Annotated in this window: 26 protein-coding genes; 17 read left to right on the forward strand and 9 right to left on the reverse strand. The window is 35.1% G+C overall.

What is annotated here, in order from left to right; translation table 11 throughout:
* Entirely contained in the window at window positions 1-915 is a 915-nt protein-coding gene (locus tag ACNQGG_RS13245; RefSeq protein ID WP_417964704.1) for a TIGR01777 family oxidoreductase, read from the reverse strand.
* Window positions 916-1,034: 119 nt separating this feature from the next.
* Between ACNQGG_RS13245 and ACNQGG_RS13250 the strand changes: the two genes are divergently transcribed.
* The 9 genes from ACNQGG_RS13250 to ACNQGG_RS13290 all read left to right on the forward strand — a co-directional run bounded on the left by ACNQGG_RS13250 (window position 1,035) and on the right by ACNQGG_RS13290 (window position 9,182).
* Entirely contained in the window at window positions 1,035-1,694 is a 660-nt protein-coding gene (locus ACNQGG_RS13250; RefSeq protein ID WP_417964706.1) for a TetR family transcriptional regulator C-terminal domain-containing protein, read from the forward strand.
* Window positions 1,694-3,001 (forward strand): ABC1 kinase family protein, encoded by a 1,308-nt coding sequence (locus ACNQGG_RS13255; protein WP_417964708.1) that lies wholly within the window; start codon window positions 1,694-1,696, stop codon window positions 2,999-3,001. The genes ACNQGG_RS13250 and ACNQGG_RS13255 overlap by 1 nt, the downstream gene beginning before the upstream one ends.
* Window positions 3,001-3,135, forward strand: a complete 135-nt coding sequence (locus tag ACNQGG_RS13260) for a DUF2256 domain-containing protein (RefSeq protein WP_082014130.1) — start codon at window positions 3,001-3,003, stop codon at window positions 3,133-3,135. The genes ACNQGG_RS13255 and ACNQGG_RS13260 overlap by 1 nt, the downstream gene beginning before the upstream one ends.
* Complete coding sequence (locus ACNQGG_RS13265) at window positions 3,111-4,415, forward strand: DASH family cryptochrome (protein ID WP_417964710.1); 1,305 nt, start codon at window positions 3,111-3,113, stop codon at window positions 4,413-4,415. The genes ACNQGG_RS13260 and ACNQGG_RS13265 overlap by 25 nt, the downstream gene beginning before the upstream one ends.
* A 7-nt stretch (window positions 4,416-4,422) precedes the next feature.
* Window positions 4,423-5,907, forward strand: a complete 1,485-nt coding sequence (locus tag ACNQGG_RS13270; RefSeq protein WP_417964712.1) for a cryptochrome/deoxyribodipyrimidine photo-lyase family protein — start codon at window positions 4,423-4,425, stop codon at window positions 5,905-5,907.
* A 54-nt stretch (window positions 5,908-5,961) separates the two neighbouring features.
* Window positions 5,962-6,246 (forward strand): TIGR03643 family protein, encoded by a 285-nt coding sequence (locus ACNQGG_RS13275; RefSeq protein WP_255409053.1) that lies wholly within the window; start codon window positions 5,962-5,964, stop codon window positions 6,244-6,246.
* A gap of 53 nt (window positions 6,247-6,299) precedes the next feature.
* Window positions 6,300-6,983: an SDR family NAD(P)-dependent oxidoreductase gene (locus ACNQGG_RS13280; protein WP_417964714.1), complete on the forward strand. Its 684-nt coding sequence runs from the start codon at window positions 6,300-6,302 to the stop codon at window positions 6,981-6,983.
* A gap of 41 nt (window positions 6,984-7,024) precedes the next feature.
* Entirely contained in the window at window positions 7,025-7,636 is a 612-nt protein-coding gene (gene folE, locus ACNQGG_RS13285; RefSeq protein WP_417964716.1) for a GTP cyclohydrolase I FolE, read from the forward strand.
* Between the two features lie 127 nt (window positions 7,637-7,763).
* On the forward strand, window positions 7,764-9,182 hold the full coding sequence (locus ACNQGG_RS13290) for an SDR family oxidoreductase (RefSeq protein ID WP_417964718.1): 1,419 nt from the start codon (window positions 7,764-7,766) through the stop codon (window positions 9,180-9,182).
* 83 nt (window positions 9,183-9,265) lie between these two features.
* On the opposite strand, the gene ACNQGG_RS13295 is transcribed toward ACNQGG_RS13290, so the two are convergent.
* The 7 genes from ACNQGG_RS13295 to ACNQGG_RS13325 all read right to left on the reverse strand — a co-directional run bounded on the left by ACNQGG_RS13295 (window position 9,266) and on the right by ACNQGG_RS13325 (window position 15,953).
* Window positions 9,266-10,561: a cryptochrome/photolyase family protein gene (locus tag ACNQGG_RS13295; RefSeq protein WP_417964720.1), complete on the reverse strand. Its 1,296-nt coding sequence runs from the start codon at window positions 10,559-10,561 to the stop codon at window positions 9,266-9,268.
* Window positions 10,561-11,022, reverse strand: coding sequence for an SRPBCC family protein (locus ACNQGG_RS13300; RefSeq protein ID WP_416857686.1), 462 nt, complete (start codon window positions 11,020-11,022; stop codon window positions 10,561-10,563). Before ACNQGG_RS13300 ends, ACNQGG_RS13295 begins: the two co-directional genes overlap by 1 nt.
* Before the next feature lie 161 nt (window positions 11,023-11,183).
* A complete protein-coding gene (locus ACNQGG_RS13305; protein WP_282718092.1) occupies window positions 11,184-11,624 on the reverse strand; it encodes a sterol desaturase family protein in 441 nt (146 codons plus the stop codon).
* A 47-nt stretch (window positions 11,625-11,671) separates the two neighbouring features.
* A complete protein-coding gene (locus ACNQGG_RS13310) occupies window positions 11,672-12,511 on the reverse strand; it encodes a phytoene/squalene synthase family protein (protein ID WP_416857685.1) in 840 nt (279 codons plus the stop codon).
* Between the two features lie 2 nt (window positions 12,512-12,513).
* Entirely contained in the window at window positions 12,514-13,983 is a 1,470-nt protein-coding gene (locus ACNQGG_RS13315) for a phytoene desaturase family protein (protein WP_417964723.1), read from the reverse strand.
* Between the two features lie 36 nt (window positions 13,984-14,019).
* Window positions 14,020-14,916: a MerR family transcriptional regulator gene (locus tag ACNQGG_RS13320; protein ID WP_417964725.1), complete on the reverse strand. Its 897-nt coding sequence runs from the start codon at window positions 14,914-14,916 to the stop codon at window positions 14,020-14,022.
* 74 nt (window positions 14,917-14,990) lie between these two features.
* Entirely contained in the window at window positions 14,991-15,953 is a 963-nt protein-coding gene (locus ACNQGG_RS13325; RefSeq protein ID WP_417964727.1) for an ion channel, read from the reverse strand.
* Window positions 15,954-16,471: 518 nt separating this feature from the next.
* On the opposite strand from ACNQGG_RS13325, the gene ACNQGG_RS13330 reads away from it, so the two are divergent.
* From ACNQGG_RS13330 to ACNQGG_RS13365, 8 genes are all read left to right on the forward strand, one after another.
* Complete coding sequence (locus ACNQGG_RS13330; protein WP_417964729.1) at window positions 16,472-17,107, forward strand: phosphoribosyltransferase; 636 nt, start codon at window positions 16,472-16,474, stop codon at window positions 17,105-17,107.
* Window positions 17,108-17,146: 39 nt separating this feature from the next.
* Window positions 17,147-17,791 carry a dienelactone hydrolase family protein gene (locus ACNQGG_RS13335; protein ID WP_417964731.1) on the forward strand — a complete coding sequence of 215 codons (645 nt, stop codon included), beginning with the start codon at window positions 17,147-17,149 and terminating at the stop codon, window positions 17,789-17,791.
* 529 nt (window positions 17,792-18,320) lie between these two features.
* Window positions 18,321-18,929 carry a YkgJ family cysteine cluster protein gene (locus tag ACNQGG_RS13340; RefSeq protein ID WP_417964733.1) on the forward strand — a complete coding sequence of 203 codons (609 nt, stop codon included), beginning with the start codon at window positions 18,321-18,323 and terminating at the stop codon, window positions 18,927-18,929.
* A 79-nt stretch (window positions 18,930-19,008) separates the two neighbouring features.
* Window positions 19,009-19,902: a dienelactone hydrolase family protein gene (locus ACNQGG_RS13345; RefSeq protein WP_417964735.1), complete on the forward strand. Its 894-nt coding sequence runs from the start codon at window positions 19,009-19,011 to the stop codon at window positions 19,900-19,902.
* A 143-nt stretch (window positions 19,903-20,045) separates the two neighbouring features.
* Window positions 20,046-21,152 carry a Gfo/Idh/MocA family protein gene (locus tag ACNQGG_RS13350; protein WP_417964737.1) on the forward strand — a complete coding sequence of 369 codons (1,107 nt, stop codon included), beginning with the start codon at window positions 20,046-20,048 and terminating at the stop codon, window positions 21,150-21,152.
* Window positions 21,153-21,257: 105 nt separating this feature from the next.
* A complete protein-coding gene (locus ACNQGG_RS13355) occupies window positions 21,258-21,431 on the forward strand; it encodes a dienelactone hydrolase family protein (RefSeq protein ID WP_417964739.1) in 174 nt (57 codons plus the stop codon).
* A gap of 383 nt (window positions 21,432-21,814) precedes the next feature.
* Window positions 21,815-22,183, forward strand: a complete 369-nt coding sequence (locus ACNQGG_RS13360; RefSeq protein ID WP_417964741.1) for a lipocalin family protein — start codon at window positions 21,815-21,817, stop codon at window positions 22,181-22,183.
* A 386-nt stretch (window positions 22,184-22,569) separates the two neighbouring features.
* Window positions 22,570-23,799: an ATP-binding protein gene (locus tag ACNQGG_RS13365; protein WP_417964743.1), complete on the forward strand. Its 1,230-nt coding sequence runs from the start codon at window positions 22,570-22,572 to the stop codon at window positions 23,797-23,799.
* A gap of 212 nt (window positions 23,800-24,011) precedes the next feature.
* On the opposite strand, the gene carB is transcribed toward ACNQGG_RS13365, so the two are convergent.
* Window positions 24,012-26,864: a carbamoyl-phosphate synthase large subunit gene (gene carB / locus ACNQGG_RS13370; RefSeq protein ID WP_417964745.1), complete on the reverse strand. Its 2,853-nt coding sequence runs from the start codon at window positions 26,862-26,864 to the stop codon at window positions 24,012-24,014.
* Between the last annotated feature and the right edge of the window lie 71 nt (window positions 26,865-26,935).

Here is a 26,935-nt window from a genome sequence, read left to right on the forward strand (position 1 = left end):
TTATTTAGTTAAACAATTCCTAAGAGCTTCCTCCAAGTTTTTGTATTTAAACTGGAACCCTAATTTTTCCAGTTTTTCTGATGACACTCTTCGTCCATATAATACAATTTTTGACATTTCACCCAATACTAATTTTAATACAAATTCAGGGACGTTGGGCAACCAAATACCATAACCCAAAACTCGCGCCAGTGTTTTAGAAAAGATTGCATTATTCGTATTATCATTAATGGCTGCATTATAAGGTCCATTCATTTCCTCATTTACGACAGCCTCAAGATATACATTACACAAATCATCGACATGTATCCACGGCATATATTGCTTTCCTGATCCTAATACTGAACCCAATCGATACTTAAATATAGGAACCAATTTCTTTAAAAAACCATCATTCTTTCCTAGTACTAATCCAGTTCGGATTTTTACCGTACGAATATGCAAGTTTTCAATAAAATCTATTGCATTTTCCCATTTTTGACACGTAACACCCAGAAAGTCATGAGCCAAAGGTGTTTCTTCTGTGCAAATTTCTTCTCCATTCACAGCCCCATAAATCCCAACTGCCGAAGCCGAAACAAAGGCATCCAGTTTTTTATTGTTTTTCTTCAAAACAGAATAAATCAATTGTGTTGACTTTTCTCTACTTTCAATAATAGCTAATTTGCGTTTAGCAGTCCATCTTTTTTCAGCGATATTTTCACCCGCTAAATGGATTATATAATCCGCATTTAGTACTGCCGCTTCATCAATTGTTTGATTAGAAACGTCCCATTTAAAATAAGAAATATCGGTTGTGTTTTTCTTATCACTTCGACTCAATATTGAAACTGAGAATCCTTTCTCAATTAATAAATCAGTTAAGTGTCTACCGATAAATCCTGAACCTCCGCTTATTAATATATTTTTTTTCATAACAAAACAAATCTAGTCATTTTAAGGCATATAAACATTAACATTAATTTTTGTTTAACATTATTAGATTTTAGTTAAACATTCATTACCTTTATCCTCTAATTTGAAATACAACAAAAATGGCTACTAAAAAATCAACAATATCAAAAGAAAAAATAGTTTCTATGTATATGAATTATACATTGGAAAATAATGACAAACCGAAATCCGTTTATAATTTCACTAAACTGAATAACTTTTCAGAAGCTGAATTTTATAATTTTTTCGGAACCATGGAGAGTGTAGAGAAAGAAATCTTCAAAATGTTTCTAGAAAAAACGGTCGAATTACTTCAAAAAGACCAGAACTATGAAACCTATGATATGAAAAGTAAAATGTTGAGTTTTTACTTTACTTTCTTTGAATTATTGTCTGCTAACAGAAGTTATGTAACCATGAGTTTGAAACAGCATCACAATGATTTGAAAAATTTAATGCTGTTATCCGGTTTGAGAAGCAGTTTCAAAAACTATGTCGCAGGAATCATTTCAGATGAATACCGAATCAAGCAGGAAAAATTTCAAAACTTTCAGGAGAAAGCAATTCAGGAAACTTCTTGGATACAACTTTTATTAACCTTGAAATTTTGGTTGGAAGACTCCTCTCCTGCTTTCGAGAAAACAGACCTATATATAGAGAAGTCAATAAAAGCCACATTTGAATTGATGAACATCACTCCGCTAGAGAGCTTAATAGACTTTGGAAAATTTATTTTCAAAGAAAAAATACACAACAAATAATGAAAACCATAGACTATATACCCACGTCAAAAATTGAAAGAGCAACCAAACTGGTGCAAACCGGCGCAAAAGTTGGTGTAAATTATCTCAAATATTACGGAGAAAAAATGGTTAATTCTGATTTGACTCGTGACAAACTCAACGAAGATAACGCAGAAGACATCTACGACGGACTGAAAAGTTTGAAAGGAAGCGCGCTGAAAGTAGCGCAAATGTTAAGCATGGACAAAAGCTTTTTGCCACAGGCTTATGTAGAAAAATTTTCTCTTTCTCAATTTTCCGTTCCGCCACTTTCAGCACCATTAGTACTAAAAACGTTCAAGACGAATTTTGGAAAAACACCTTATGAGATTTTTGACGAATTCAACGCAAACTCTGTTAACGCCGCAAGTATCGGACAAGTTCATGTTGCAGTAAAAAACGGTAAAAAACTGGCGGTAAAAATTCAATATCCTGGCGTTGCCAATAGTATTTCATCTGATTTGGCTTTGGTGAAACCAATAGCAATCAGAATGTTTAACCTTAAAGGGAAAGATTCTGATAAATATTTCAAGGAAGTCGAAGACAAATTGATTGAGGAAACCAATTATTTATTGGAATTAAAACAAAGCCAAGAAGTTGTTGAAGCCTGTAAAAAGATTGACAATTTAGCTTTCCCAAATTACTATCCAAAATTTTCATCGGAGAAGATTATCACGATGGATTGGATGACAGGAATTCATCTTTCGGAATTTACCAATAAAAATGACAATCAAGAAATTGCAGACAAAATTGGTCAGGCATTGTGGGATTTCTATATGTACCAAATTCATATTCTGAAAAAAGTACATGCTGATCCGCATCCGGGAAATTTTTTGGTAAACGATGAAAACCAATTAGTGGCACTGGATTTTGGTTGTATGAAACAAATTCCCAATAACTTCTATATTCCTTATTTCGAATTAATAAACAAAGAAGTGATTGATAATAAGAAACTTTTTAGCCAAAAATTATTCGAATTAGAAATCCTTAGAGTCGATGACACCAAAGAGGAAGTGGAATATTTCACTCAAATGTTTTACGATTTATTATCCCTGTTCACTAAACCTTTTCAAACCGAAACTTTTGATTTCTCGGACGCAGCATTTTTTGAAAGCATCGCACAATTGGGCGAACGATTCTCAAAAGACACTAATCTTAGGAAAATGAATGGTAATCGAGGTTCCAAACATTTCATTTATATGAACAGAACCTTTTTTGGATTATACAATTTGATGTTTGATTTGAAAGCAACAATCGTTGTCCATGAATATCAAAAATACAACTAGTGAAAAAGGAAAATCTGCCTTCAAAAATGTGTTTGGTTTGTAACCGACCTTTTAGTTGGCGGAAAAAATGGGAAAAAGTTTGGGACGAAGTCAAATATTGTAGTGAAAAATGCAAAAGAAACAAAAAGGGTTAGTTTGGTTTAGAAATGATCTTAGAGTCAATGATAATGAATCGTTGTCAAATGCTATTGGCGAAAATGATACTTTAATTGCAATGTATTGTTTTGATCCAAGGCATTTTGAAAACACAAGATTTGGTTTTAAGAAAACAGAAAAATTTCGAGCTAAATTCCTAATTGAATCGGTAACAGCTTTGAAACAAAATCTGGAAAAAATAAATATTCCGCTTTTGGTTTATCACCAAAAACCAGAAGAAATTATTCCGGAAATTATTGCTCAAAATGGAATCAATTCTGTTTACTTGCAAGAAGAATGGACGAGTGAGGAAATAGAAGTTTTAGAGAACATAAAATCGAAAATTTCGGATTCAGTAGCGTTCAAAAGCACTTACAATCAGTTTCTATTTCATCCTGCAACTATTCCGTTTGACATTCCTTCGATTCCAAATGTTTTTACACAATTCAGGAATCAATGTGAAAAATCAACGAAGGTCAGACCTGAATTCGCAGTTCAACCGATGTCTGAAGAAAATTGGATCACAAACGAAACTGTAATTCCTACGATGGAAACATTGGGATTTAGTGATTTTGAAATGGATTCCAGAACTGCTTTTCCTTTTGGTGGCGGTGAAAACGAAGCAATGAAAAGGTTGCAAAATTATTTTTGGGAAACCAAAAAACTAAGTGTTTATAAATTGACTCGCAACGGATTAATTGGGACTGATTTTAGTTCGAAATTTTCTCCTTGGTTGACCAATGGCTCTATTTCGGCGAAAACTATTTATTGGGAGATTGTCAAATACGAACAACAAATTGAGAAAAATGATTCGACGTATTGGTTGATTTTTGAACTGATTTGGAGGGATTATTTTAAATACGTTTCGATGAAAAACGGAGATTCGATTTTTAAAATTGGAGGGATTTTAGATAAAAAATACGATTGGAAGAACAATCAATCAGCGATAAAAAATTGGATTAACGGCACGACAGAAGAGCCTTTTGTAAATGCCAACATGATTGAATTACAACAAACCGGTTGGATGAGCAATCGCGGGAGACAAAATGTAGCTTCTTATTTTGCAAAGGAGCTGCTGTTAGACTGGCGCATAGGAGCTACGTATTTTGAAGCGATGCTTATTGATTACGATGTACACAGCAATTACGGGAATTGGATGTATGTTTCAGGAGTTGGTAACGACCCAAGAGATCGAAAATTTAATATTAAGCTACAAGCTGAAAATTACGACGGGCAATCAAAATTCCAGAAATTATGGCTGCAACAACAATTATTTTAAAAATTAAATGAATACAAACAAGAAACATATCAATGTAGTTTGGTTTAAAAGAGACCTTCGTTTACAGGATAACGAAGCGATTTTTAATGCTACACAAACTGATACACCTACTTTATTGCTTTATGTATTCGAAAAATCTTTAGAAAACGATTCGCATTACAGTCCGAGACATTGGAATTTCATCAAGCAATCGCTTGTAGATATCAATAAACAACTGGAACAATCGAATACACACGTTTTAGCGGTGTCCTCAGAGGTGCTGCAAGTACTTAATACGATACAAGAAATATATAAAATAGATACGGTTTTTTCGCATCAGGAAACTGGTTTAAAAATCACGTACGAAAGAGATAAAACCTTCAAACGATTTTGTAAAAACAACCAAATTCATTGGGTTGAAAATACCAATAACGGAATTTTCAGGGCGCTAAAAAACAGAACGGATTGGGTTTCAAAATGGGAAAAATACATGAACGAACCTCAATTTATTTTTGATTCAAAAGCAAAAAATTTCCTCAATACTGATGCAATAACCGAACTCGAAAAAGCATTAGAAAAGACAAATTTAGAAACTGTTCCCGATACTATTTTTCAAAAAGGAGGCAGCACAATGGCTGGTAAATATTTACAAAACTTCTTTGACGAGCGCTATCACAATTATAGCTTGCATATTTCGAAACCTTTATTGGCTCGAAAAAGTTGCAGCAGATTATCCCCATACATTGCTTGGGGAAATCTATCATCCAGACAAGTTTTGCAAAAAGCAGCTACGTTCAGATTGACGTGCAGTCATAAAAAGCAAATTGATTCTTTTATCTCCAGACTAACTTGGCAGGCACATTTCATACAAAAATTTGAAATGGAAGAAATCATGGAGTTTGAAAGTGTCAATAAAGGCTTCCATTCGTTGAAAAAGAAAGTCAATGAAAATTATATTGAAGCCTGGAAAACGGGACAAACTGGATTTCCATTAATCGATGCTTCCATGCGCTGCTTGAATGAAACCGGTTATTTGAACTTTCGAATGCGTGCGATGTTAGTATCGTTTTTTACACATAATCTATGGCAGCCTTGGCAAGAAGCAACACAACATTTATCACAAATGTTCTTGGATTTTGAACCCGGAATTCATTTTCCCCAGTTGCAAATGCAGGCTGGTGAAACCGGAATCAATATGTTGCGTATCTATAATCCAATAAAGAACAGTTACGAACACGATCCTGATGGAGAATTTATAAAAAAATGGGTGCCGGAATTACGCAATTTGCCAAGAGGATTTATACATGAACCGTATAAAATGACCTATTTAGATCAGAAATTTAATGATTTTGAAGTAGGCATCAACTATCCGAAACCAATTGTAAATATGGAACGAACTAGGAAATTTGCCAGTGATTTTTTATGGAAAATGAAGAAAAACACATTGGTAAAAGAGGAAAGTTCACGCATATTAAAATTACATACTATGGCCGATATTGGCGACAGTGAATAATTTTTCAATAGCAATCTCATAAAAACAATAGCAACTTCAAATAAATAAAATATCGTGACTGTAAAAAAAGAACTGACTGATTTAGATAAAGACCGAATCATAGAAATGGCTTGGGAAGACCGAACCACTTTTGATGCGATTTTAATGCAATTTGGACTAAAAGAACAAGAAGTAATCGACTTGATGCGTACCGAAATGAAACCTTCAAGTTTTAGAATGTGGCGAGAAAGAGTGCAAGGCCGCAAAACAAAACATGAGAAATTAAGGGATTTTCGGGAGGGTCGTTTTAAATGTACGATGCAAAGACAAATTAACAACAACAAGATTTCTAAGCGTTAAAAATTAGTTTTCAGTAAACAATAATCCGTTAAAACAACAACAACATATAAAAAATGAAAAACATAGTAATCATTGGTGGTAGTAAAGGAATTGGCAATGCTATTTTGTTGCAACAATTAGAGACAAACTTGGTCTACAACATTAGCCGAAACACGCCAGATATCACACATCCCAATCTGAAACACTTTTCTGCAGATGTATTGCAGGATTCGCTTCCGGAAATTGAGGCTGTAGACACCTTGATTTACTGTCCGGGTTCCATCAATTTGAAACCCATAGGAAGTCTTAGTATAGATGATTTCAGGAATGATTTTGAAATTAATGTCATTGGCGCTGTAAAAGCCATTCAGAAATATTTACCTGTTTTAAAAAAGGGAACTAATCCATCAATTGTTTTGTTTAGCACGGTAGCCGCAAAATTAGGAATGCCGTTTCATGCTAGTATTGCTACCGCAAAAGCTGGAGTTGAAGGACTAGTGAAATCGTTGGGAGCAGAATTGGCTTCGGTAGTACGCATCAATGCCATTGCTCCCACGATTACCGAAACATCACTTTCGGCAGGTATTTTGAGAAATGATCGAATGAAAGAAAATATGGTAGAACGCCACCCGATGAAAGGCTATTTGAAACCAGAAGAAGTAGCTAGTATGACTGACTTCCTGATTTCGGAAAATGCGAAATCAATTTCTGGTCAAGTATTCGAGATGGATTACGGAATAGTGACTTTTAAAATCTAAAAAAACAATTAGCCAAACTTAAAATTGAAAGACAGCATACCATGATAAAAGAAATGAAAAGTTACGAGAAAATTGAACAATACGACACTGAAATAACGGAAGCACTAGCTGATAATTATAGAGTAATAATTGAAAATTTAGGGGAAGACGTTAACAGAGAAGGTCTCGAAAAAACACCGGAACGTGTTGCAAAAGCAATGCAATATTTAACTCATGGTTACGGACTGGATCCTTTGGAAATACTTAAATCGGCAATGTTCACTGAAGACCATAAACAAATGATTGTGGTGAAAGATATCGAAGTATATTCCATGTGCGAACACCATATGTTGCCGTTTTTTGGAAAAGCACATGTCGCTTATATTCCAAATGGTAAAATTGTAGGCTTAAGTAAAATCCCAAGAGTCGTAGATGCTTTTGCCAGAAGAATGCAAGTACAGGAACGATTGACAGACCAGATCAAAAATTGTATCCAGGACGCTTTGAATCCTCTTGGTGTAGCAGTTGTGATTGAAGCCCAACACATGTGCATGCAAATGCGAGGGATTCAAAAACAAAACTCAGTTACAACAACATCATCTTTTACCGGTGCTTTCGAAAAAGACAAAACCAGAAAAGAATTTATCAGTTTAGTTTCTAATAAACTGAGTTAATTTTAATTTTTACAACTAAGAAAACGGATTAAAATGGCCACAAAGGCACAAAGACTCAAAGAAAAATCTGACCAATTAAAGCAATTAGCTTAGTACCTATGGGCTTAGTAACAAAAAAACAGAAATCATGACAATTCTCTTAACAGGCGCAACAGGTTATATCGGGAAGCGACTTTTGCCGTTGTTGGTGGCACAAGGTCACGAAATAATCTGTTGCGTAAGGGATAGAAACAGGTTTTATTGTCCTATCGAATTTCAAAAAAGTGTTACAGTAATTGAAGTTGATTTTCTCAAACAAGAAACATTGATAGCCATTCCAGATGCTATTGATGCCGCTTATTATCTGATTCATTCCATGTCAGGATCCGCTAATAATTTTGATGAATTAGAAAGCGTATCGGCACTGAATTTTGTGCAACGATTGAATGAAACCAAAGCAAAACAAGTTATTTATTTGAGCGGAATAGTCAATGACAAATCGCTGTCGAAACATTTATCATCCAGAAAAAAAGTAGAAGAAATTTTAAATATTGGAACGTTTGCCGCGACAACTTTACGAGCTGGAATTATTGTGGGTTCCGGAAGTGCATCGTTCGAAATCATTAGGGATTTAGTAAATAAATTGCCTATTATGATTACTCCAAAGTGGCTCAACACAAAATGCCAACCGATTGCAATTCCAGATGTTCTTGATTTTTTATCTAAATCTTTATTAAATCCGCTTACCTATAATCAGAGTTTTGACATTGGCGGGCCCGATATTTTAACGTACAAAGAAATGCTGTTGGGTTTTGCAGAAGCAAAAAAACTAAAGCGATGGATTTTTACTGTCCCAATAATGACTCCAAAATTATCCTCGTATTGGTTGTATTTTGTAACCTCAACATCATATAGACTCGCGTCAGCACTGGTTAGCAGTATGAAAGTCGAAGTGGTTTGCAGCGATAACAGAATCAATGCTTTATTGAATGTTACGCCTATGACCTACAAACAAGCGCTTTCCCGTGCTTTGATAAAAGTAGACGAAGATAAAGTAGCTTCGAGTTGGAAAGATTCCTTAATCAGTGGGCGTTTTAGCAGCAATATGTCGGAATATTTGAAAGTTCCAAAAAAGGATTGCTACATCGACCGCCGTAAAATGGAAATCATTGACCGCGCTTTTACCATCAGCAGAATTTGGTCCATTGGTGGTGATTCGGGTTGGTATTATGGCGATTGGTTGTGGAATTTACGTGGTTTTATTGACAAATTATACGGTGGCGTGGGTTCCCGAAGAGGAAGAACGAATCGACATGATATTCATTCTGGTGATGCTTTGGATTTTTGGCGTGTTTTGTATGCCAATAAAGAAGAGGGAAAATTAATTTTATTTGCCGAAATGAAATTACCAGGTGAAGCTTGGCTAGAATTCAAAATAATAGGAAATACTTTGTACCAATCCGCAACATTCAGACCAAAAGGGATTTGGGGAAAATTATACTGGTATTCCGTTTTGCCATTTCATGGATTTATTTTCGAAGGAATGCTGAAGAAATTGATCCAGTAACTGCCGTTTTTTTTTAACTATATATGTCATATAAATTTTTAGGTTATGTCTTAAAACTTATATGACTTATATGTTAATTTTTTTTATTTCAAAATCCCTACTTTATATCTGGCAATCGCTCTATCCCTAGCCATAGCATGCTCTACCATTGGTTCTCCATATCCTAAATCGAATTCTTTTATCCATTTTCGGATGTAGATACCTTTTTCGTCGAATTTTTTTTGTTGAATCTCCGGATTGAAAACACGGAAATAAGGTGCTGCATCACAACCGGTTCCTGCTGCCCATTGCCAATTTCCAACATTGGCAGACAATTCGTAATCCAATAATTTTTCGGCAAAATAGGCTTCACCCCATTGCCATTGAATTAATAAATGCTTGCAGAGAAAACTCGCCACTACCATTCGGACTCTGTTGTGCATGTATCCGGTTTCATTGAGCTGACGCATTCCGGCATCAACCATAGGATATCCGGTTGTTCCCGAACACCAACGCTTGAAATCGGCTTCATCATTACGCCACTGAATCCCATCATACGCTGATTTGAAGTTCTGGGTAACAACTTTTGGAAAACTGAATAATATTTGCATGAAGAATTCTCTCCAAATCAGTTCACTCAAAAAAATATCATTTTTGTGAAATGCCCAATTGACCAGTTTCCGAATGCTTACGGTTCCAAAACGCAAATGTGGTGAGAGATAGGAGGTTTTATCCAAAGCTGGAAAATCTCTTATATCTTGATAATTTGCAATGAATTTTAAGTTGTGCGGCTTTACTTTTATTGGACTTTCTTCGAAATCTATTTGTTCCAAAGTTGGAAAAGTAAAACTATTTCTATGAAAATTAGAAAACATATCCGTGGCATCATATTCTGGAACCGGAGCCATTGATTTGTACTTTTCTAACCATTTATTTTTAAAAGGAGTATAAACAGTGTATGGCAATCCATCGGCTTTTGTGATTTCTTTTTCTTCGAAAATAACTTGGTCTTTAAAAGAAAAGGAAATGGTATTGTTTGCTTCTAACATTTCACAAATAATGGTGTCACGTTTTATGGCGTAGGGTTCGTAATCTTTGTTGAAGAAAACTTCCTTGACATCGAATTCTTCTAAAAGTGATTGCCAAACGTCAATAGTTTTTCCTTTTTTTACCAAAAGAGTACTTCCTATTTCCTGTAATTGGGTATCTATTTTCGAAAGTGAATCGTGAATGAAACCTACTCTGGCATCGTTTTTTGGTAAACTGTCTAAAATGGAATCATCAAAAATAAACAATGGAACAACAGGAAATTTAGATTTTAAAGCATGAAATAATCCAATATTATCTTCTAAACGTAAATCGCGTCTGAACCAAAAAAACGATACTTCTTGTTTTTCCATTATTTACCATTAAACATTTTATCCACCATAATGCGTCTGTGATCAAAGATGGCTTTCAATTTATTTTTTACGATAAGTGTGTTCATAATGCGACCGATGAAACCCAAAGGCAAAGCATAATGAACCAAATCAGTCATTTTCACTCCGTTTTCAGTAGCTTCAAAAAAATGTTTGTGATGCCACAATGCATAAGGTCCAAAACGTTGTTCGTCGATAAAATAACTATTCTCTTTTACGAATGTGATTTCGGTAACCCAAGGCAATTTTAATCCCAAAAGTGGAGACACTTTGTATTGTATTATTTGCCCAGCGTACATAGATTTATTATCGAAATCAGTGATTTCGAAACCCATTGTTACCGGTGTGATTTTTTGAAGATTACTTGGACTGGAAAAAAAAGCCCAACATTCTTCTAAACTTGCATTTACATACTGAACAGTTTCTTTTTTATAGAGTTTCATCGGTGATACTTGTTATTTTAATCGAAAATTGTATTGAAATGCGGGTTGCGTGAGGGATGGCAGTGGAGCTCTTTTTATAGCTGGCTTTTTTTCCAGGTATAAAAAAGCGGGAACGTACAGCCCGACCCGATTTTTCATCGGGTCACGCCCAAATGGAATTGTTAGATTTTATAGTATTTGAAAGGTACAAATAACATTCCGAAACACTCACCGTGTTCCTTACCCAAATGTTTGTGATGCACTTTGTGGGCTTTCCGCAAGCCTATTAAATACTTGTTGTTGGTGTTTTTGAACCACTTGAAACGTTGATGAATCAAGACATCGTGAATCATGAAATAACAGAATCCGTAAAATGTGATTCCGAGTCCAATGAAAAAAAGATAGTTCATTCCGCCTTGAACTCCAAAGTAAAAAAGAACGATGCTGGGAATGGCAAAAATCACAAAGAAAACATCGTTCCGTTCGAAAACATTCGCGTATTTAGGTTGGTGATGATCGGCATGAAAATACCACATCAAACCGTGCATAATGTACTTATGCGTCAGCCAGGTCACACATTCCATGAAAAGGAAAACACCTAAAAAGATTAAAAAGGAAATCATTATTCTGTTATTTATTTAAAATATTGGTTTTAAAAGTAAGCACTGTTTTATACTAATTTCAACTTGTAAGTTACAAAAGATTGCGCCAATAGTCCCGCTTTCGTATAATTTGAAACCCGAATTCTGGCGTTCCCAATTTCATGACAAGGTGTGTTTTCAAGTTTTTTCAAGAGTTTTTTATAATATACAAATGCAGTGTAAACTCCAAATTTAGCTTCGATGGGCAGTTTCAGAATTCCTTGATATGCGACATTAAAATCTTCCTGAATTTCCTTTATAATCATTTTTTTGGCATTTTCATCGAATGAATTCAAATCAACTCCCGGAAAATAATTCCGATTCAAAACCAGATTATCGTCCTTCAAATCTCTCAGAAAATTAACTTTTTGGAAAGCAGACCCCAATCGCATGGCTTCATCTTTCAACTGTTCGTATTTTTGCTCTTTTCCGGCTACAAAAACTTTTAGACACATTAGTCCAACTACATCTGCAGAGCCATAAATGTATTCATCATATTCGGCTTTGCTGTTGTAATCTGATTTCACTAAATCTAATTTCATACTTTTCAAAAAAGCCTGAATCAAGTCATCAGTAATGTTGTATTTCTTAACCGTATGCTGAAAAGAATTCAAAATTGGGTTCAGACTTATCCCAGAATTATACGATTTGTAGTATTCTTTTTCGAAATCATTAATCAAATTTTCTTTGTCGAAACCATGAAATGAATCCACAATTTCATCCGCAAAACGAACAAACCCATAAATGCTGTATATCGCATCCCTAATGATTGGCGAAAGCATGTATACCGCCAATGAAAATGAAGTACTATAGTTTTTGGTAACCAGTTTACTGCATTTGAAAGATACATCATCGAATAATTGCTTCATGGTTATTGTTCTAAAAATTGCTTATTTATTAATTCCGACACTAATTTTCCTGAGATTAATGCAGGCGGAACACCCGGTCCTGGAACGGTTAATTGTCCCGTGAAATATAGATTCTTTACTTTTTTACTTTTTAATTTCGGTCTTAAAAAAGCGGTCTGTAATAAGGTGTTTGCCATTCCGTAAGCATTTCCCTTATAGGAATTGTATTCGGAAACAAAATCATTTTTACAAAACGAATGCTTAAATATAATATTATTTTTCACGCTTTGCTGTGTTAAATTTTCAAAACGTTCCATTATTTTATTGAAATATTCTTCTCGCAATTCTTCGGTATCTGTGATTCCGGGTGCTAATGGAACAAGAAAAAATCCGGTTTCCATTCCTTCCGGAGCGGCAGTTTTATCTGTTAAAGAAGGAAAATTCGCATAAAACAAAGGTTCCTTTGGCCACTGCGGTTCATCATAAATATCCTTGGCATGTTGATAAAAATCAACATCAAAAAACAAGGCATGATGCGATATATTTTCTATTTTTTTATTAAACCCAACGTAAAATAATAATGACGAAGGTGCAAAAACACGACTATCCCAATATTTCTCGGAATACGCTCGATGTTCCTTATCCAGTAACGTTTCGGTGTGATGATAATCCGCTCCACTCAAAATCAAATCAGACGCAATCGTTTCGCCATTTACGACTATCGCTTTTGCCGTTTTATTCTCAACGATTATTTTCTCAATATTTGAATTCGTGTGAAACGCAACTCCTAATTCTCTTGCTAAACTTTCCATAGCACGAATTACATCAAACATTCCAGTTTTAGGATGCCAAGTACCAAGACCAAAATCGGCGTAATTCATAAAACTGTAAAACGATGGTGTATCTGAGGGTTTTGCTCCAAGAAATAACACTGGAAACTCCAATATTTGAATTAAGCGCTCGTTCTTAAATTTCTTGCGCACCTCTTTACTGATATTAGTAAAAAACTGTCCAACTTTCAAAGCGGTTTCTTTAGTTACCAGCTCCAATGGAGAAACTCCGGGACGATACACTAAATCTTTAATAGCAATGTCATAATTGCTTTTGGCTTCCGCCATAAATTTATTTAGTATTTTGCCGCTTCCTTTTTCAATCGCTTCAAAAGTGAATATAATATCCGGCAAATTATCAGCAATTGCGATAAAATCATCTATACCATAGTACACTCGGTATGCCGGAGATAATTTTATGAGCTCATAGTAATCAGTTGTTTTTTTATCAAAATCAGCAAAAAAACGCTCAAATACATCGGGCATCCAATACCAACTCGGTCCCATATCAAATGTAAACCCCTCTTTTTTTAATTGTCTGGCTCTTCCGCCAACAGTGGCATTTTTTTCGAAAACAGCAACTTCATGACCACTTTTTGCCAAATAGCAAGATGCTGCCAAAGCTGAAAATCCCGAACCTATAATTGTAATTTTTTTTCTCATCTGTTTAACAAATATACAAAATTATTAAACAGAAAATTAAATTCGGTCTATTAATTCCGAAATGGAATCGAAAATTGATATTTTATCAGAAAGTTCTTCTTTATTAATAAATTCAACCAACCTACCGGTGAACCATAACTCAGTGTTTTCGTCCACCAGTTCATCGGTCATTTTAGTCACATATTCATTTATGGAATCTCTATCAGGCTGAACGGTCAAGTAGGATACGAAAACAATCGAATTGAAATGTTTCTTTAGATCTTTCAAATTTTCAATTGGCATACTCTCTCCCAAGTAAATCGTTTTATATCCGTTTAAAAGGATTTCATAATTCAGATACATCAATCCTAATTCATGTATTTCATTCATAGGAAGCGACAAAACAAATACCCTATCAAATTTGGTCTGCTTCAAAACCTGCAATTTTTCGGTATTAACGAGTAGTTTTTGTTTGATTAAATAACTGACAAAATGCTCGTGTGCCGGAGTAATTGTATCAGACTGCCACAGCAATCCGAGTTCATTCATCAAAGGAATAAAAACTTGATGAAAGATTTCCTTGAAAGATTTTTCGGCAATTAACCAATTGTAAGTATTAAAAAATAACTCCTGATCAAAGTTCATCATCGCCATTTTAAAAGCACTGATAGCATGATTTTTAGCATTTTTTGTAGAAATAATTTCTCTTACAAGAGATGGTATTTTTTCTTGGGGATAAGTGGCAATTTTAGAAATTTTATACCCATAATCATGCAATAAAGTAATATTTAAAAGCTTTTGTAAGCTAGCCAAATCATACAACCGAATGTTCGTATCCGTACGCATGGGTTGCAGTATATCGTATCTTTTCTCCCAGATTCGTATGGTATGCGCTTTTATTCCAGAAAGATTTTCAAGATCTTTTATACTGAAAACGCTTTTTATATTGTTCATTGTTTATGTAAATTTAATAAACAAATGTAAAATATTTTTCCTTATTAATTTGAAATAATCTGAAAACTATTGTTTTATTCTAAAGTGACACTGTCAAATGCATCCAATTTATCTAAATTCAAAATTGTTTTAGAATTATCGGTACTTCGGGCGTACATCGGTTCAAATTTTGCTCCATATACTACTTCATTAAAGGTATACGAAGTACGAATAGCAACGGTATTACTGAACATATCATCAAAAGTTTTAATGAAAACAAGAATTTCTCCATGAATATTCTCAAAATCGGCTGCCGTAAAATTATAGAGCGGGCTGTTTTCGGTAATTGGGTGAACCAAAGTCCAGCTTAAGGTTAATGCATTTATTTTATCCAATTCCAATTCCAAAGAGTAGAAATTATTAGTCATTATCCCATTTTCTTCAACACTCATTCCAAGAGTCATTTTAGCCTCAGCATCAGTAAAATTGGTGTTCTTAAAAGGGGTGGTTCTAATCATTAAACCAGTAATTTCGCCGTAAGGTGCAATCAGGGCATTGTGAGAAAACTTCAAAAATGCTGTTGGTTTACTAAATCTCCCGAAGAATAAACCCGTAGCAATAGCAAAACTCAACAACCCAATTAAGGCTTCGGCAGCAGAAACAAGACTTGCCATAAAACCTGAAGGACTAATATGTCCATATCCTACTGTGGTGAACGTTTGAGCACTAAAAAAATAAGCTTGACCAAACTGTACCCAATCTGACCCTGAGGCATCAATACCATTCAAATACTCAATTCCTATAGCATAATAGATAAAGGCAAACAAAAAATTAATTCCAACATAAAACAACAGTAGAACTAACATGAATTTCCATCGTGGCATATCAATCATAGTATGATACCAACTGATGCGGTGCAAAAAATGAATTCCCCGTTTCTCGATATTAGCAGTCCCGTTTTTATTAATAAAACGACCTCCATAATTATTTGCATTCGTCCCAAAGCCAGTATTTTTATCTGTTTTAGCTTTTATATTGATATTTTTTAAAGAGGCCATTTCATTTCAAATTAGTTATGAGGTAAAAATAGCTAAAAATATTTTTATAAAAACGATGTGCTTTTTGGCTATTAAAGACCGTTTTAATTTGATTGGAAATAATTTTATACGCCTACGGTATGGGCACATCTGGAAATAGAAAACAGGTAACACGGATTGAACAAATTAACACAAATTTAAATTTGTTCTTTTCTATTTTAACTACCAAAACATGTTCTGAAGTGTCATATTTATGTTGGGTTTTTCATGTTATAATGAAAAAATCTATAAAAATCCGTCTAATCTCTCAAATCCGTGCTCTATTCTAATGCATCAAAATTGTATCCTGACGATATAGTCTTGTACTCTATCTTTTTTAAACTATAAAATTTCCAAATTGATTTCTTTCTAATTAAGCAATAAAATATTTTAAAACATCTTTTGAAAAGAGGTGAAATAAATTTACCAAAACAAATCAAAACAACTGAAAATCAGTACCTTTATGTTAAATTTTTCTTTTTTGTATAAAACTTAATGTTATGTATAACGAGATGTTAAAAGATAGAATTGAAGCAGGTTTACTCCTTGCAGAAAAATTAAAAAAATACGAGAATAGCAATACAGTTGTTCTTGCTGTTCCCAGAGGCGGAGTACCCGTGGCTCATATAATAGCCAAAAGCTTACACCTTCCCTTAGACATTGTGCTCTCTAAAAAGATTGGACATCCTTACAACAGGGAATTTGCCATAGGTGCTGTATCAATAGATTCTACAATTATTGATGAACATCCTGGTGTTTCCAATGAATACATAGAAGAAGCTATCATCAGACTTCGAAAAATACTACAGGAAAAATACGGACTCTACATGGGCAATCGCAAGCCTATTGATATAAAAGGCAAAAACATAATTGTGGTAGATGATGGTATTGCAACAGGGAATACCTTACTGGTCAGCATCAGTATGTTGCGAAAAAGAAATCCTGCAAAAATTATTGTAGCAGTGCCAGTTTTACCTCGTGAGACCGTAACAGTATTTGAGAAAAATGCAGATGAGTTTATCTTCCTGATTGCCTCTAAATCTTTTAGAGGAGTCGGCGGATTTTATGAAGATTTTAATCAAGTAGAAGATGACGAAGTGATTAAATTGTTGAATGTTTCAAGCCCTATTGAATAGCATTACAAATCTACTATTGTTTATTTTAAAAAATCAATCATGGAAAAATTAGATTTGGACATCCCTTTGTCATCTGTCACACTGAAAGGGGATTTAGTAATTCCTGAAAATGCAATTGGGATTATTGTTTTTTCACACGGAAGCGGTAGCAGTAGATTCAGTCCTCGAAACAGAATGATTGCAGAACTGATTCAGCAACAAAGAATAGGTACATTCCTGTTTGACTTACTCACAGAGGAAGAAGATCGCATTTACGAAAACCGATTTAATATCGATTTATTATCGATCCGACTGATAGAAACTACATTATGGCTTATGTCCAATAAAGGTGCCAAAAATCTACCCATAGGCTACTTTGGAGCCAGCACCGGAGCAGCAGCTGCATTGCGGGCAGCTGCCCATTTTGGAAAAAAAATAAAGGCGGTGGTATCACGCGGCGGTCGCCCTGATTTAGCCATAACCGAATTGCCCTTAGTAACTGCTCCCACACTACTCATTGTGGGTGGAGAAGATGTTCCGGTTATTGGGATGAATAAAATGGCTTATGATGAACTGGGATCCGTAAAAGAAATGAAAATAATTCCAGGAGCTACCCATTTATTCGAAGAACCACGAAAATTACAGGAAGTAGCTGATTTAGCGATTGTCTGGTACAAAAGATATTTGACAAAAGAAGACGAGTAAGAATGTAAAAACTTGACCTATACTTTCCAATAATTACAGTTATTTATTACTGTGATTTAAAATTATCCTAAATATTTTTTTTCATTTCCTTAAATACAAAAATAGTTGAGCCGAAAACTGCATATTGAAAGAGTAGGCAAAAAAAAACGTACTATCATGAAAAAGACGATTACTTTTCTAATGCATTTACTTTTTGCAGTAAATGCATTTAGCCACACAATACCAAATAATGAGTTTTCTAAAGAATATTCTTTTACACCACTACAAAAATGAAATGGTAGCTTTTGGTCTAATAACTCCCCTTTGGGGTATTATTTTTGGAACAATGCCGAAAGATAAAAAACTTGAATAAACCCAAAACGTTTTAAAATGTCTAAATATAACGGAATGGCAATCGCAATTGCCTAGCTATACTTCCTTTCTTTTTTATAGCTTTGCAATTGAAAAACAACCTTATAAATTATAAACGATAAGAAAAACTTAATTATACAGTTCCCCCTTTTTAATAGACTACCTTACACAAAAATCAATGTCTATAGAACATAAGGTTCGGCTGGTTGAAGAATTATTCGACCGTCTTGAAAATGAAATTACTGCTTTCCAATCAGAAACTAATTTACATTGTCGCACTGGCTGCGGCCAATGCTGTTCTACACCAGACATCGTTGCTTCTCCTTTGGAGTTTTTGCCTTGGGCATTATATCTGTTTTTAAACGGCAAAGCCGACGAAATACTTGTTGAATTAAACAACAAATCCGATAACAATTGTCATTTATACCGACCGATTGCTGTTTTGGACCGCAGCAACGGAAGCTGTAGCAACTATCGCTATCGCGGATTGATTTGCAGGCTTTTTGGGTATGCCGCCAGCAGAGATAAATATGGCAAACTGCGACTAGCCACTTGCAAAATAATCAAAGAAGAGCAGCAACAAAACTATAAGGATACTGAAGAGGCCATTAGCAATGGATTGTACGTACCCATTTTCTCTGATTATTACATGCAGCTTTCCCAAATTGACAACAGGCTAGCCATCACTTTACTCCCAATAAACGAAGCCTTAAAGATGGCCATTGAAGAAGTCTTGCATTATTACGCCTATAGACCGTTTCCGGGCGGACTAGAGAATATTGCCTAAAATAAAAGTAACAAGTAATGCACGAACGGATTAAAACAATCGCTTTTTTTCCTAAATTAGTTAGATTAAAATAATTTTTATGAAAAAGCTAACCAAAGAAGATATCAGTCAAGAGATTTTTGATTTATATGACGACTATGCCCATAATAAAATAGAAAGAAGGCAATTTGTTGAAAAATTATCGCTGTTTGCAATTGGCAGCGTTACGCTTCCATCATTGCTAAGCTTTATGACGCCTAATTACATCGAATCTATCTTGATAAAACCTGGAGATCCACGGTTGAAATCAGAATTTATCACCTACGATTCTCCTAAAGGCGGAGGAAAAATCAAAGGGCTTTTATCCCAACCCACGGGAACCAAAAAGAAACTACCGGGAATCATTGCCGTACATGAAAACCGAGGACTGAATCCTTATATCGAAGATGTAGGCAGAAGAGCCGCAATAGAAGGATTCATCACTTTGGCACCAGACGCTTTATCGCCTTTAGGGGGTTATCCCGGAAATGATGATGCCGGAAGAGAACTACAAAAAAAACGTACCCGTGAAGAAATGCTCGAAGACTTCATTGCAGCCTACGAATACCTAAAATCCCACAAAGATTGTAATGGACATATTGGTGTGGTAGGATTTTGTTTTGGCGGTTGGATTGCCAATATGATGGCGGTGAAAATCCCAGATTTATGTGCCGCAGTTCCTTATTACGGCGGACAACCCACAGCCGAGGAAGCCGAAAAAATAAAAACGCCCATCATGGCAAACTATGCAGGATTAGATACCAAAGTAAATGAGGGTTGGCCTGCTTTTGAAGCTATACTTAAAAAGAACAAAGTAGAACATACCGCTTATTTCTATCCCGGAGTGAATCATGGTTTTCACAACAATACCACGCCTAGATATGATGAAGCGGCTGCCACTTTATCATGGACACGAACGATTGATTTTTTCAAGGAGAAATTGAAGAAGAAATAATTAGAGTATTTTGATTTTTAAAAATCCCTTAATTCGGACTTTTTTTACTTAAGATTCTAACTATTTGCAAAAAAATGTCGTGTCTATTTTATGAACGAGCAGTAATTTTAACAAAAACAATTTCAAATTAAACAATGCTACCTATGTCACAAAAATTTCTTTACGCTTTCTTCGTAATTATAGTAACATCACTAAACGTTTTAGCTCAGAAAAAGCCGCTCAAAGTTGGAATTATTGATCTCACGCATACCCACGTACATGGAATTCTGGGTCGCGAAAATCTTGGAGATATTCAAATTGTAGGGATAGTAGAACCTAATCGCGGTTTAGCACAACGATATTCCAAAGAACACAAATTCCCAATGAGTATTGTTTTTAATACGATGGAAGAAATGATTGATAAAACACATCCAGAGGCAGTTACTGCTTTCGGTTCCATATATCAACATTTAGAAGTCGTTGAAGCTTGTGCTCCAAAGGGAATTCATGTAATGGTTGAAAAGCCATTGGCCGTGAGTATGGAACATGCTAAAAAGATGGAAATGCTTGCTAAAAAGCATAACATTCACCTACTTACTAACTACGAAACCACGTGGTATCCTTCAAACTATAAAGCATATGATTTATTAAAAAAAGATAATGTAGGCGATTTACGCAAAGTTATAATTCGTGATGGGCACAAAGGTCCTAAAAAAATTGGTGTTAATAGTGAATTTTTAGAATGGTTAACGGATCCTGTCCAAAACGGAGGAGGTGCTATTATAGATTTTGGTTGTTATGGTGCAAATCTAATGACTTGGATAATGGAAGGCAAAAAGCCAAATTCAGTAACTGCAATAACACAGCAACTACAGCCTGAAAATAATCCAAATGTGGATGACGACTCAACAATAATTTTAACGTATGACAATGCAAATGCATTAATTCAAGGATCCTGGAACTGGCCAATTGGAAGAAAAGATATGGAAATTTATGGTTTAAATGGAGCTATATATGCGGACAATAAAAGTAACTTGCGGGTGCGCATTGCCGATGGTTATGACGGATTCAAAGAAGAATCATACCCGATTAAAGAATTAGAAGCACCTCGTAATGATCCCTTTTCCTTTTTGGCTGCTGTTGTAAGAAACGAAATCACCATAAAACCTTACGAACTTTCCTCTTTGGAAAACAATATGATAGTGATGGAAATACTTGATGCTGCATTAAAAAGTGCTAAAACTAAAAGGACAATTGAAATCAATAAATAGAAAGTGCATCCATAAGAAAGTGGGAATTCTTAATACTTTGAAATAAAAAATAATTATAGTCCGCTAAATTGTCGTACATGAAAACCGAGGGCTGAAATTGCCAATATGATGGCGGTCAAGGTTTCTACTTTAGCTGCAACAGTTCCTTATTACGGAGGACAACCAACAACTGAAGAAACTGAAAAAATAAAAACGCTCATAATAGCACATTATGCCGGTTTAGATACCAAAGTAAATGAGGGTTGGCCTGCTTTTGAAGCCATCCTCAAAAAAAAATAAAGTAGAAAATACCGCTTATTTTTATCCCGGAGTCAATCATGGTTTCCATAATAATACGACTCCCAGCTCTCCGAAGAGTTACTTTAATTACGCTGGGCAAATGTCTCCGACTTTGACCCATAAAATTTAAGAGAATAAAATACTATCCCACAAAAAAAGCTCCAAGGGGCTTTTCAATATATAAATTCAAGTTTTTATTTACTCAAATACATTTTTCTTCTGGAGTACAATTCGTAGAATTGATCACCCCGCTCTCCGATATGTTCATCGGAAACGCTGGGCAAATGTCTCTAACTTTGACCTGCTAACGGCTAGAGTCATGAGAACATTGGGCGATATTAGCACTCGCGAAACGAATATTTAACTTAAATAACTAAAATCAAATGACCCGATTAATTATAATATTTATCTTTTTTATATGGAGCATGGCTATAAATGCTCAAAGTTCCGAACTTTTAAACGGAAAATGGATTTTTAAAAAGGCTTTAAATAAAGAAGTCGATGATCTCGGTAGACAAACTTTGAAATCAGATATAATTAATAAAATGACTTTTGAATTTAAAAATAGTGGTGAATTTGTGGCGTTTGCTTTCGGACAAAATATGATTGGAAAGTGGACACTTTCTAAAAATTCAAAAATGATAACTTTAAATACAGGAAAAGACAAGTTAGATTTCTCAGTTCTTAAATTAACTGAAAGCGAATTAATATTAAAATTAGGATTGGGCGAATTTCTAATGAAAAAAATCTAACATCCCCCCCCCGCTCTCCGAAGAGTTAATCGGAAACGCTGGGCAAATGTCTCCGACTTTGACCCCATAACAATGAGCCACTAACACAAAATAATCCACAAAAAAAAGCCCGAAAATTTCGAGGCTTTTTCAATATCAATAAATTCAATTTTTTATTTACTCAAATACATTTTTCTTCTAGAGTACAATTCGTAGAATTGATCATCTTTCAAGTCATCAATAAACAAGATGCTTTCTCCTGTTGATTTCATTTCTGTTCATAATTCTATGTTTACTTGACATTTAAATAATTCACACTATCGATTATAAAACAATTTAGGCGAATTAAAATTATCAAAACTTGCGTTTTTTGCAACTTTTGATAATTTATTCATTATCTTTATCCTATGAACAATTACACAAACCGCAAAGAATACATAGAAAAACTATTGTCGTACAAAGACAAAGACCTTATAAAAGTAGTAAGCGGTTTACGTAGGTCAGGCAAAAGTACACTTCTGGAACTTTATCGAGAGCTATTACTAAAACAAGGTGTTGGCAAACGTCAAATTCAGTTCTACAACTTTGAGTTGCCTGAAAATTACTTAAACAAAACGTGGGACGACATTTACTTTGAAATAAAAAAGAAACTGCAAGCCGATAAGCTTAACTATGTTTTTTTAGACGAGGTGCAAAATATTCCACTTTTTGAAAAATTAGTGGATGGACTTTTTGCTACTGAGAACACAGATGTTTATATAACAGGTTCAAATGCCTTTTTATTGAGTAGTGAGTTGGCAACTTTATTGAGCGGTCGCTACATCGAAATTTCTATTTTACCTTTTTCGTTTAAAGAATACTTAACGGCACGCAGCATTGACACAAGCAACAAATACCTTAATTACGAAGCCTTGTTTTTTGATTACGTGAACGAAACATCATTGCCAAAAGGCGTAGAATTGCGTGAAGAAGGTTTCGATAAAATATACGAATATTTGGAAGCCATTTACACAACAATAATAGAAAAAGACATTACTCAACGCCACCAAATAAATGACAAACGGGCTTTTAGCAACATTGTAAAATTTATAGCCTCAAACATTGGCAATTCGCTTTCGCCAAGCAACATTTCAAATACCTTAAAGCAAGACAAACAAAGCATACATCACGCCACTGTAGAAAAATATTTAGAATATTTAGTGGCAAGTTTTGTGTTTTATAAAGTAAATCGATTCGATTTAAAAGGTAGAAAACAACTCGCCACACAAGAAAAATATTACTTGGTGGACACCGGTTTGTTAAATATTTTGGCAGGTAAAGAAAGAACCACCGACAGAGGACACATATTAGAAAACGTTGTTTACCTCGAATTACTCCGCAGAGGCAACAAAATTTGGACAGGTACAACACGTAATACTGAAGTAGATTTTGTATGCAAATCCCCAACAGGCGACATCGAATACTATCAAGTAGCTTGGCAAATGACAAACGAAAATACCGTTGAACGTGAGTTTGGCGCATTAGAAAAAATCAACGATAACTACCCAAAATATTTACTCACGACAGATTCTTTTACCCAAAACAGAAGCGGAGTAAAACACCTAAATGTTTTTAATTGGTTGCTTGAAACTAACTAAAAGCAAGAATAACTACTGGGTATAACAGCAATATGCTGGGTTTAGGCTTACTTAATCCGCCACATCGCCAAGCCTGATAACGTTAATTCTCCGCTCTCCTATACATTCATCAGAAACGCCGCAAATATCTCTGATTTTGAGTCCACAACGAACAACATTACCCCACAAAAAAAGCCCCAATCGGGGCTTTTTACATATAACAAATTCAAGTTTTATTTACTCAAATACATTTTTCTTCTAGAGTACAATTCGTAGAATTGATCATCTTTCAAGTCATCAATAAACAAGATGCTTTCTCCTGTTGATTTCATTTCTGGTCCTAATGCTTTGTTCACATTATGGAATTTACTGAAAGAGAAAACCGGTTGCTTGATAGCATATCCTTTCAACTGTGGGTTAAAAGTAAAGTCGGTTACTTTATTGTGACCTAACATTACTTTAGTCGCATAGTTCACATAAGGTTCTCCATACGCTTTTGCAATAAATGGAACCGTACGAGACGCTCTAGGATTCGCTTCAATGATGTAAACGATATCATCTTTGATCGCAAACTGAATGTTGATTAAACCAACCGTTCTCAAAGCCAACGCAATATTTTTAGTATGGTCTTTTATTTGTTGCATTACAAATTCGCCTAAGTTAAACGGTGGCAAAGTTGCGTTACTATCTCCAGAGTGCACTCCGCAAGGTTCGATATGCTCCATAATTCCTATGATGTACACATTTTCTCCATCGCAAATCGCATCCGCTTCCGCTTCAATTGCACCATCTAAATAATGATCTAGAAGCAACTTATTTCCTGGAATCGTTTTCAACAAATTGATAACGTGTTCTTCTAATTCTTGTTTGTTGATTACAATTTTCATTCCCTGACCACCTAACACATAAGAAGGACGAATCAATAATGGGAAGTCTAAAGTATCAGCCAAAGCAGACGCTTCATCAGCGGTTTCTGCAATTCCAAATTGTGGAAAAGGAATTTTTAAATCGGTTAAAAGTTCTGAGAAACGTCCTCTGTCTTCGGCTAAATCCAGAGCATCAAAACTCGTTCCTATAATTTTAATACCGTATTTAGACAGTTTTTCAGCTAATTTCAAGGCAGTTTGTCCACCTAATTGTACGATAACACCTTCTGGCTTCTCATGTTGGATAATATCGTAAATATGCTCCCAGAAAACTGGTTCGAAATACAATTTATCGGCTGTATCAAAATCAGTCGAAACCGTTTCTGGATTACAGTTGATCATGATCGTTTCGTAGCCACATTCTTTGGCGGCAAGCACCCCGTGAACACAAGAATAATCAAATTCGATTCCTTGTCCAATTCTATTTGGGCCTGACCCAAGAACAATTATTTTCTTTTTATCCGTAACAACACTTTCGTTATCAACGTAACGTGTTCCGTCAGCTTTTTCGATTTCGGCTTCAAAAGTCGAGTAATAGTAAGGCGTTTTTGCTTTGAATTCCGCAGCACAAGTATCAACCAGTTTGAATACACGGTTGATGTTCATTGTAGTACGCAACGTATGCACTTGACTTTCCAAGCAACCTACCATGTGCGCGATTTGTCTGTCGGCAAAACCTTTTTGTTTCGCTTCAAGTAACAATTCTCTTGGCAAAGATTCCACTTTATAGTTAGAAATTTCTTTTTCTAACGTCTGAAGTTCTTCGTATTGTTTCAAGAACCACATATCGATTTTAGTGATTTCATGAATGCGGCTCAATGGAATCCCCATCGCAATAGCATCATAAATCACAAAAACACGATCCCAACTCGCAAAAGTCAGTTTCTCGATAATTTGTTCGTAGTTAGTGTATCCTTTTCCGTCAGCGCCTAAACCATTTCTTTTGATTTCCAATGATTGAGTCGCTTTGTGCAATGCTTCTTGGAACGAACGTCCAATTCCCATTACCTCACCAACGGATTTCATTTGAAGTCCCAATGTTCTGTCAGCTCCTTCGAATTTATCAAAGTTCCAACGTGGAATTTTTACAATCACATAATCCAAAGTTGGTTCGAATAAAGCCGAAGTCGATTTGGTAATTTGATTTTGTAATTCATCTAAGTTGTACCCCAAAGCCAGTTTGGAAGCAATTTTAGCAATAGGATACCCCGTTGCTTTTGATGCCAAAGCGGAGGAACGAGACACACGAGGATTTATTTCAATCGCTACAATATCTTCTTTATCGTCAGGCGAAACGGCAAACTGCACGTTACAACCTCCAGCAAAATTTCCGATGCTACGCATCATCAAGATCGCATAATCACGCATTCTTTGAAAAGTCGTGTCAGACAAGGTCATGGCAGGCGCCACCGTAATCGAATCTCCGGTATGAATTCCCATTGGATCCATATTTTCGATAGAACAGATAATCACAACATTATCATTCTTATCTCTCAAAAGTTCCAATTCGTATTCTTTCCAACCCATCAATGCTTTATCAATTAAAACTTCGTGAATGGGTGAAGCTTCTAAACCTCTGGTTAAAAGTTCGTCAAAATCTTCTTTTTTATAAACAATAGCAGCTCCAGTTCCACCTAAAGTAAAGGACGGACGGATTACTAACGGGAAACCAAATTCCTGAGCAATTTCTTTTCCTCTAAGATAAGAGGTACATATTTCTGCAGGCGCAGATGGAACTCCGATTTTTTTAAGAAGGTTTTTGAATTGCTCCCTGTCTTCGGTAATATTAATGGCATTGACATCAACCCCGATTAATTTTACTCCAAAATCAGCCCAAATTCCTTTTTCATCAGCTTCCAGACACAAGTTCAAAGCGGTTTGTCCACCCATAGTAGGTAAAACGGCATCGATTTGAGGATGTGCTTTAAGGATTTCAATAATGGATTTAGTCGTTAATGGTTTCAAATATATGTGATCGGCCATACTTGGGTCGGTCATAATCGTAGCCGGATTGGAGTTGATTAGAATCACTTCAATTCCTTCTTCACGAATAGAACGTGCAGATTGTGATCCTGCATAATCAAATTCGCATGCTTGACCAATAACAATTGGGCCTGAACCTATTATTAAAACTGATTTTATGGATGTATCTTTTGGCATTGTATTATAATTGTAGTTAGTTTTTTTTATTTAAAGTTTAAGGTTTATGGTCAGTTGCGCAACATTAAACC

This window comes from Flavobacterium esculini (assembly GCF_048284325.1).
Taxonomy (GTDB): Bacteria; Bacteroidota; Bacteroidia; order Flavobacteriales; family Flavobacteriaceae; genus Flavobacterium.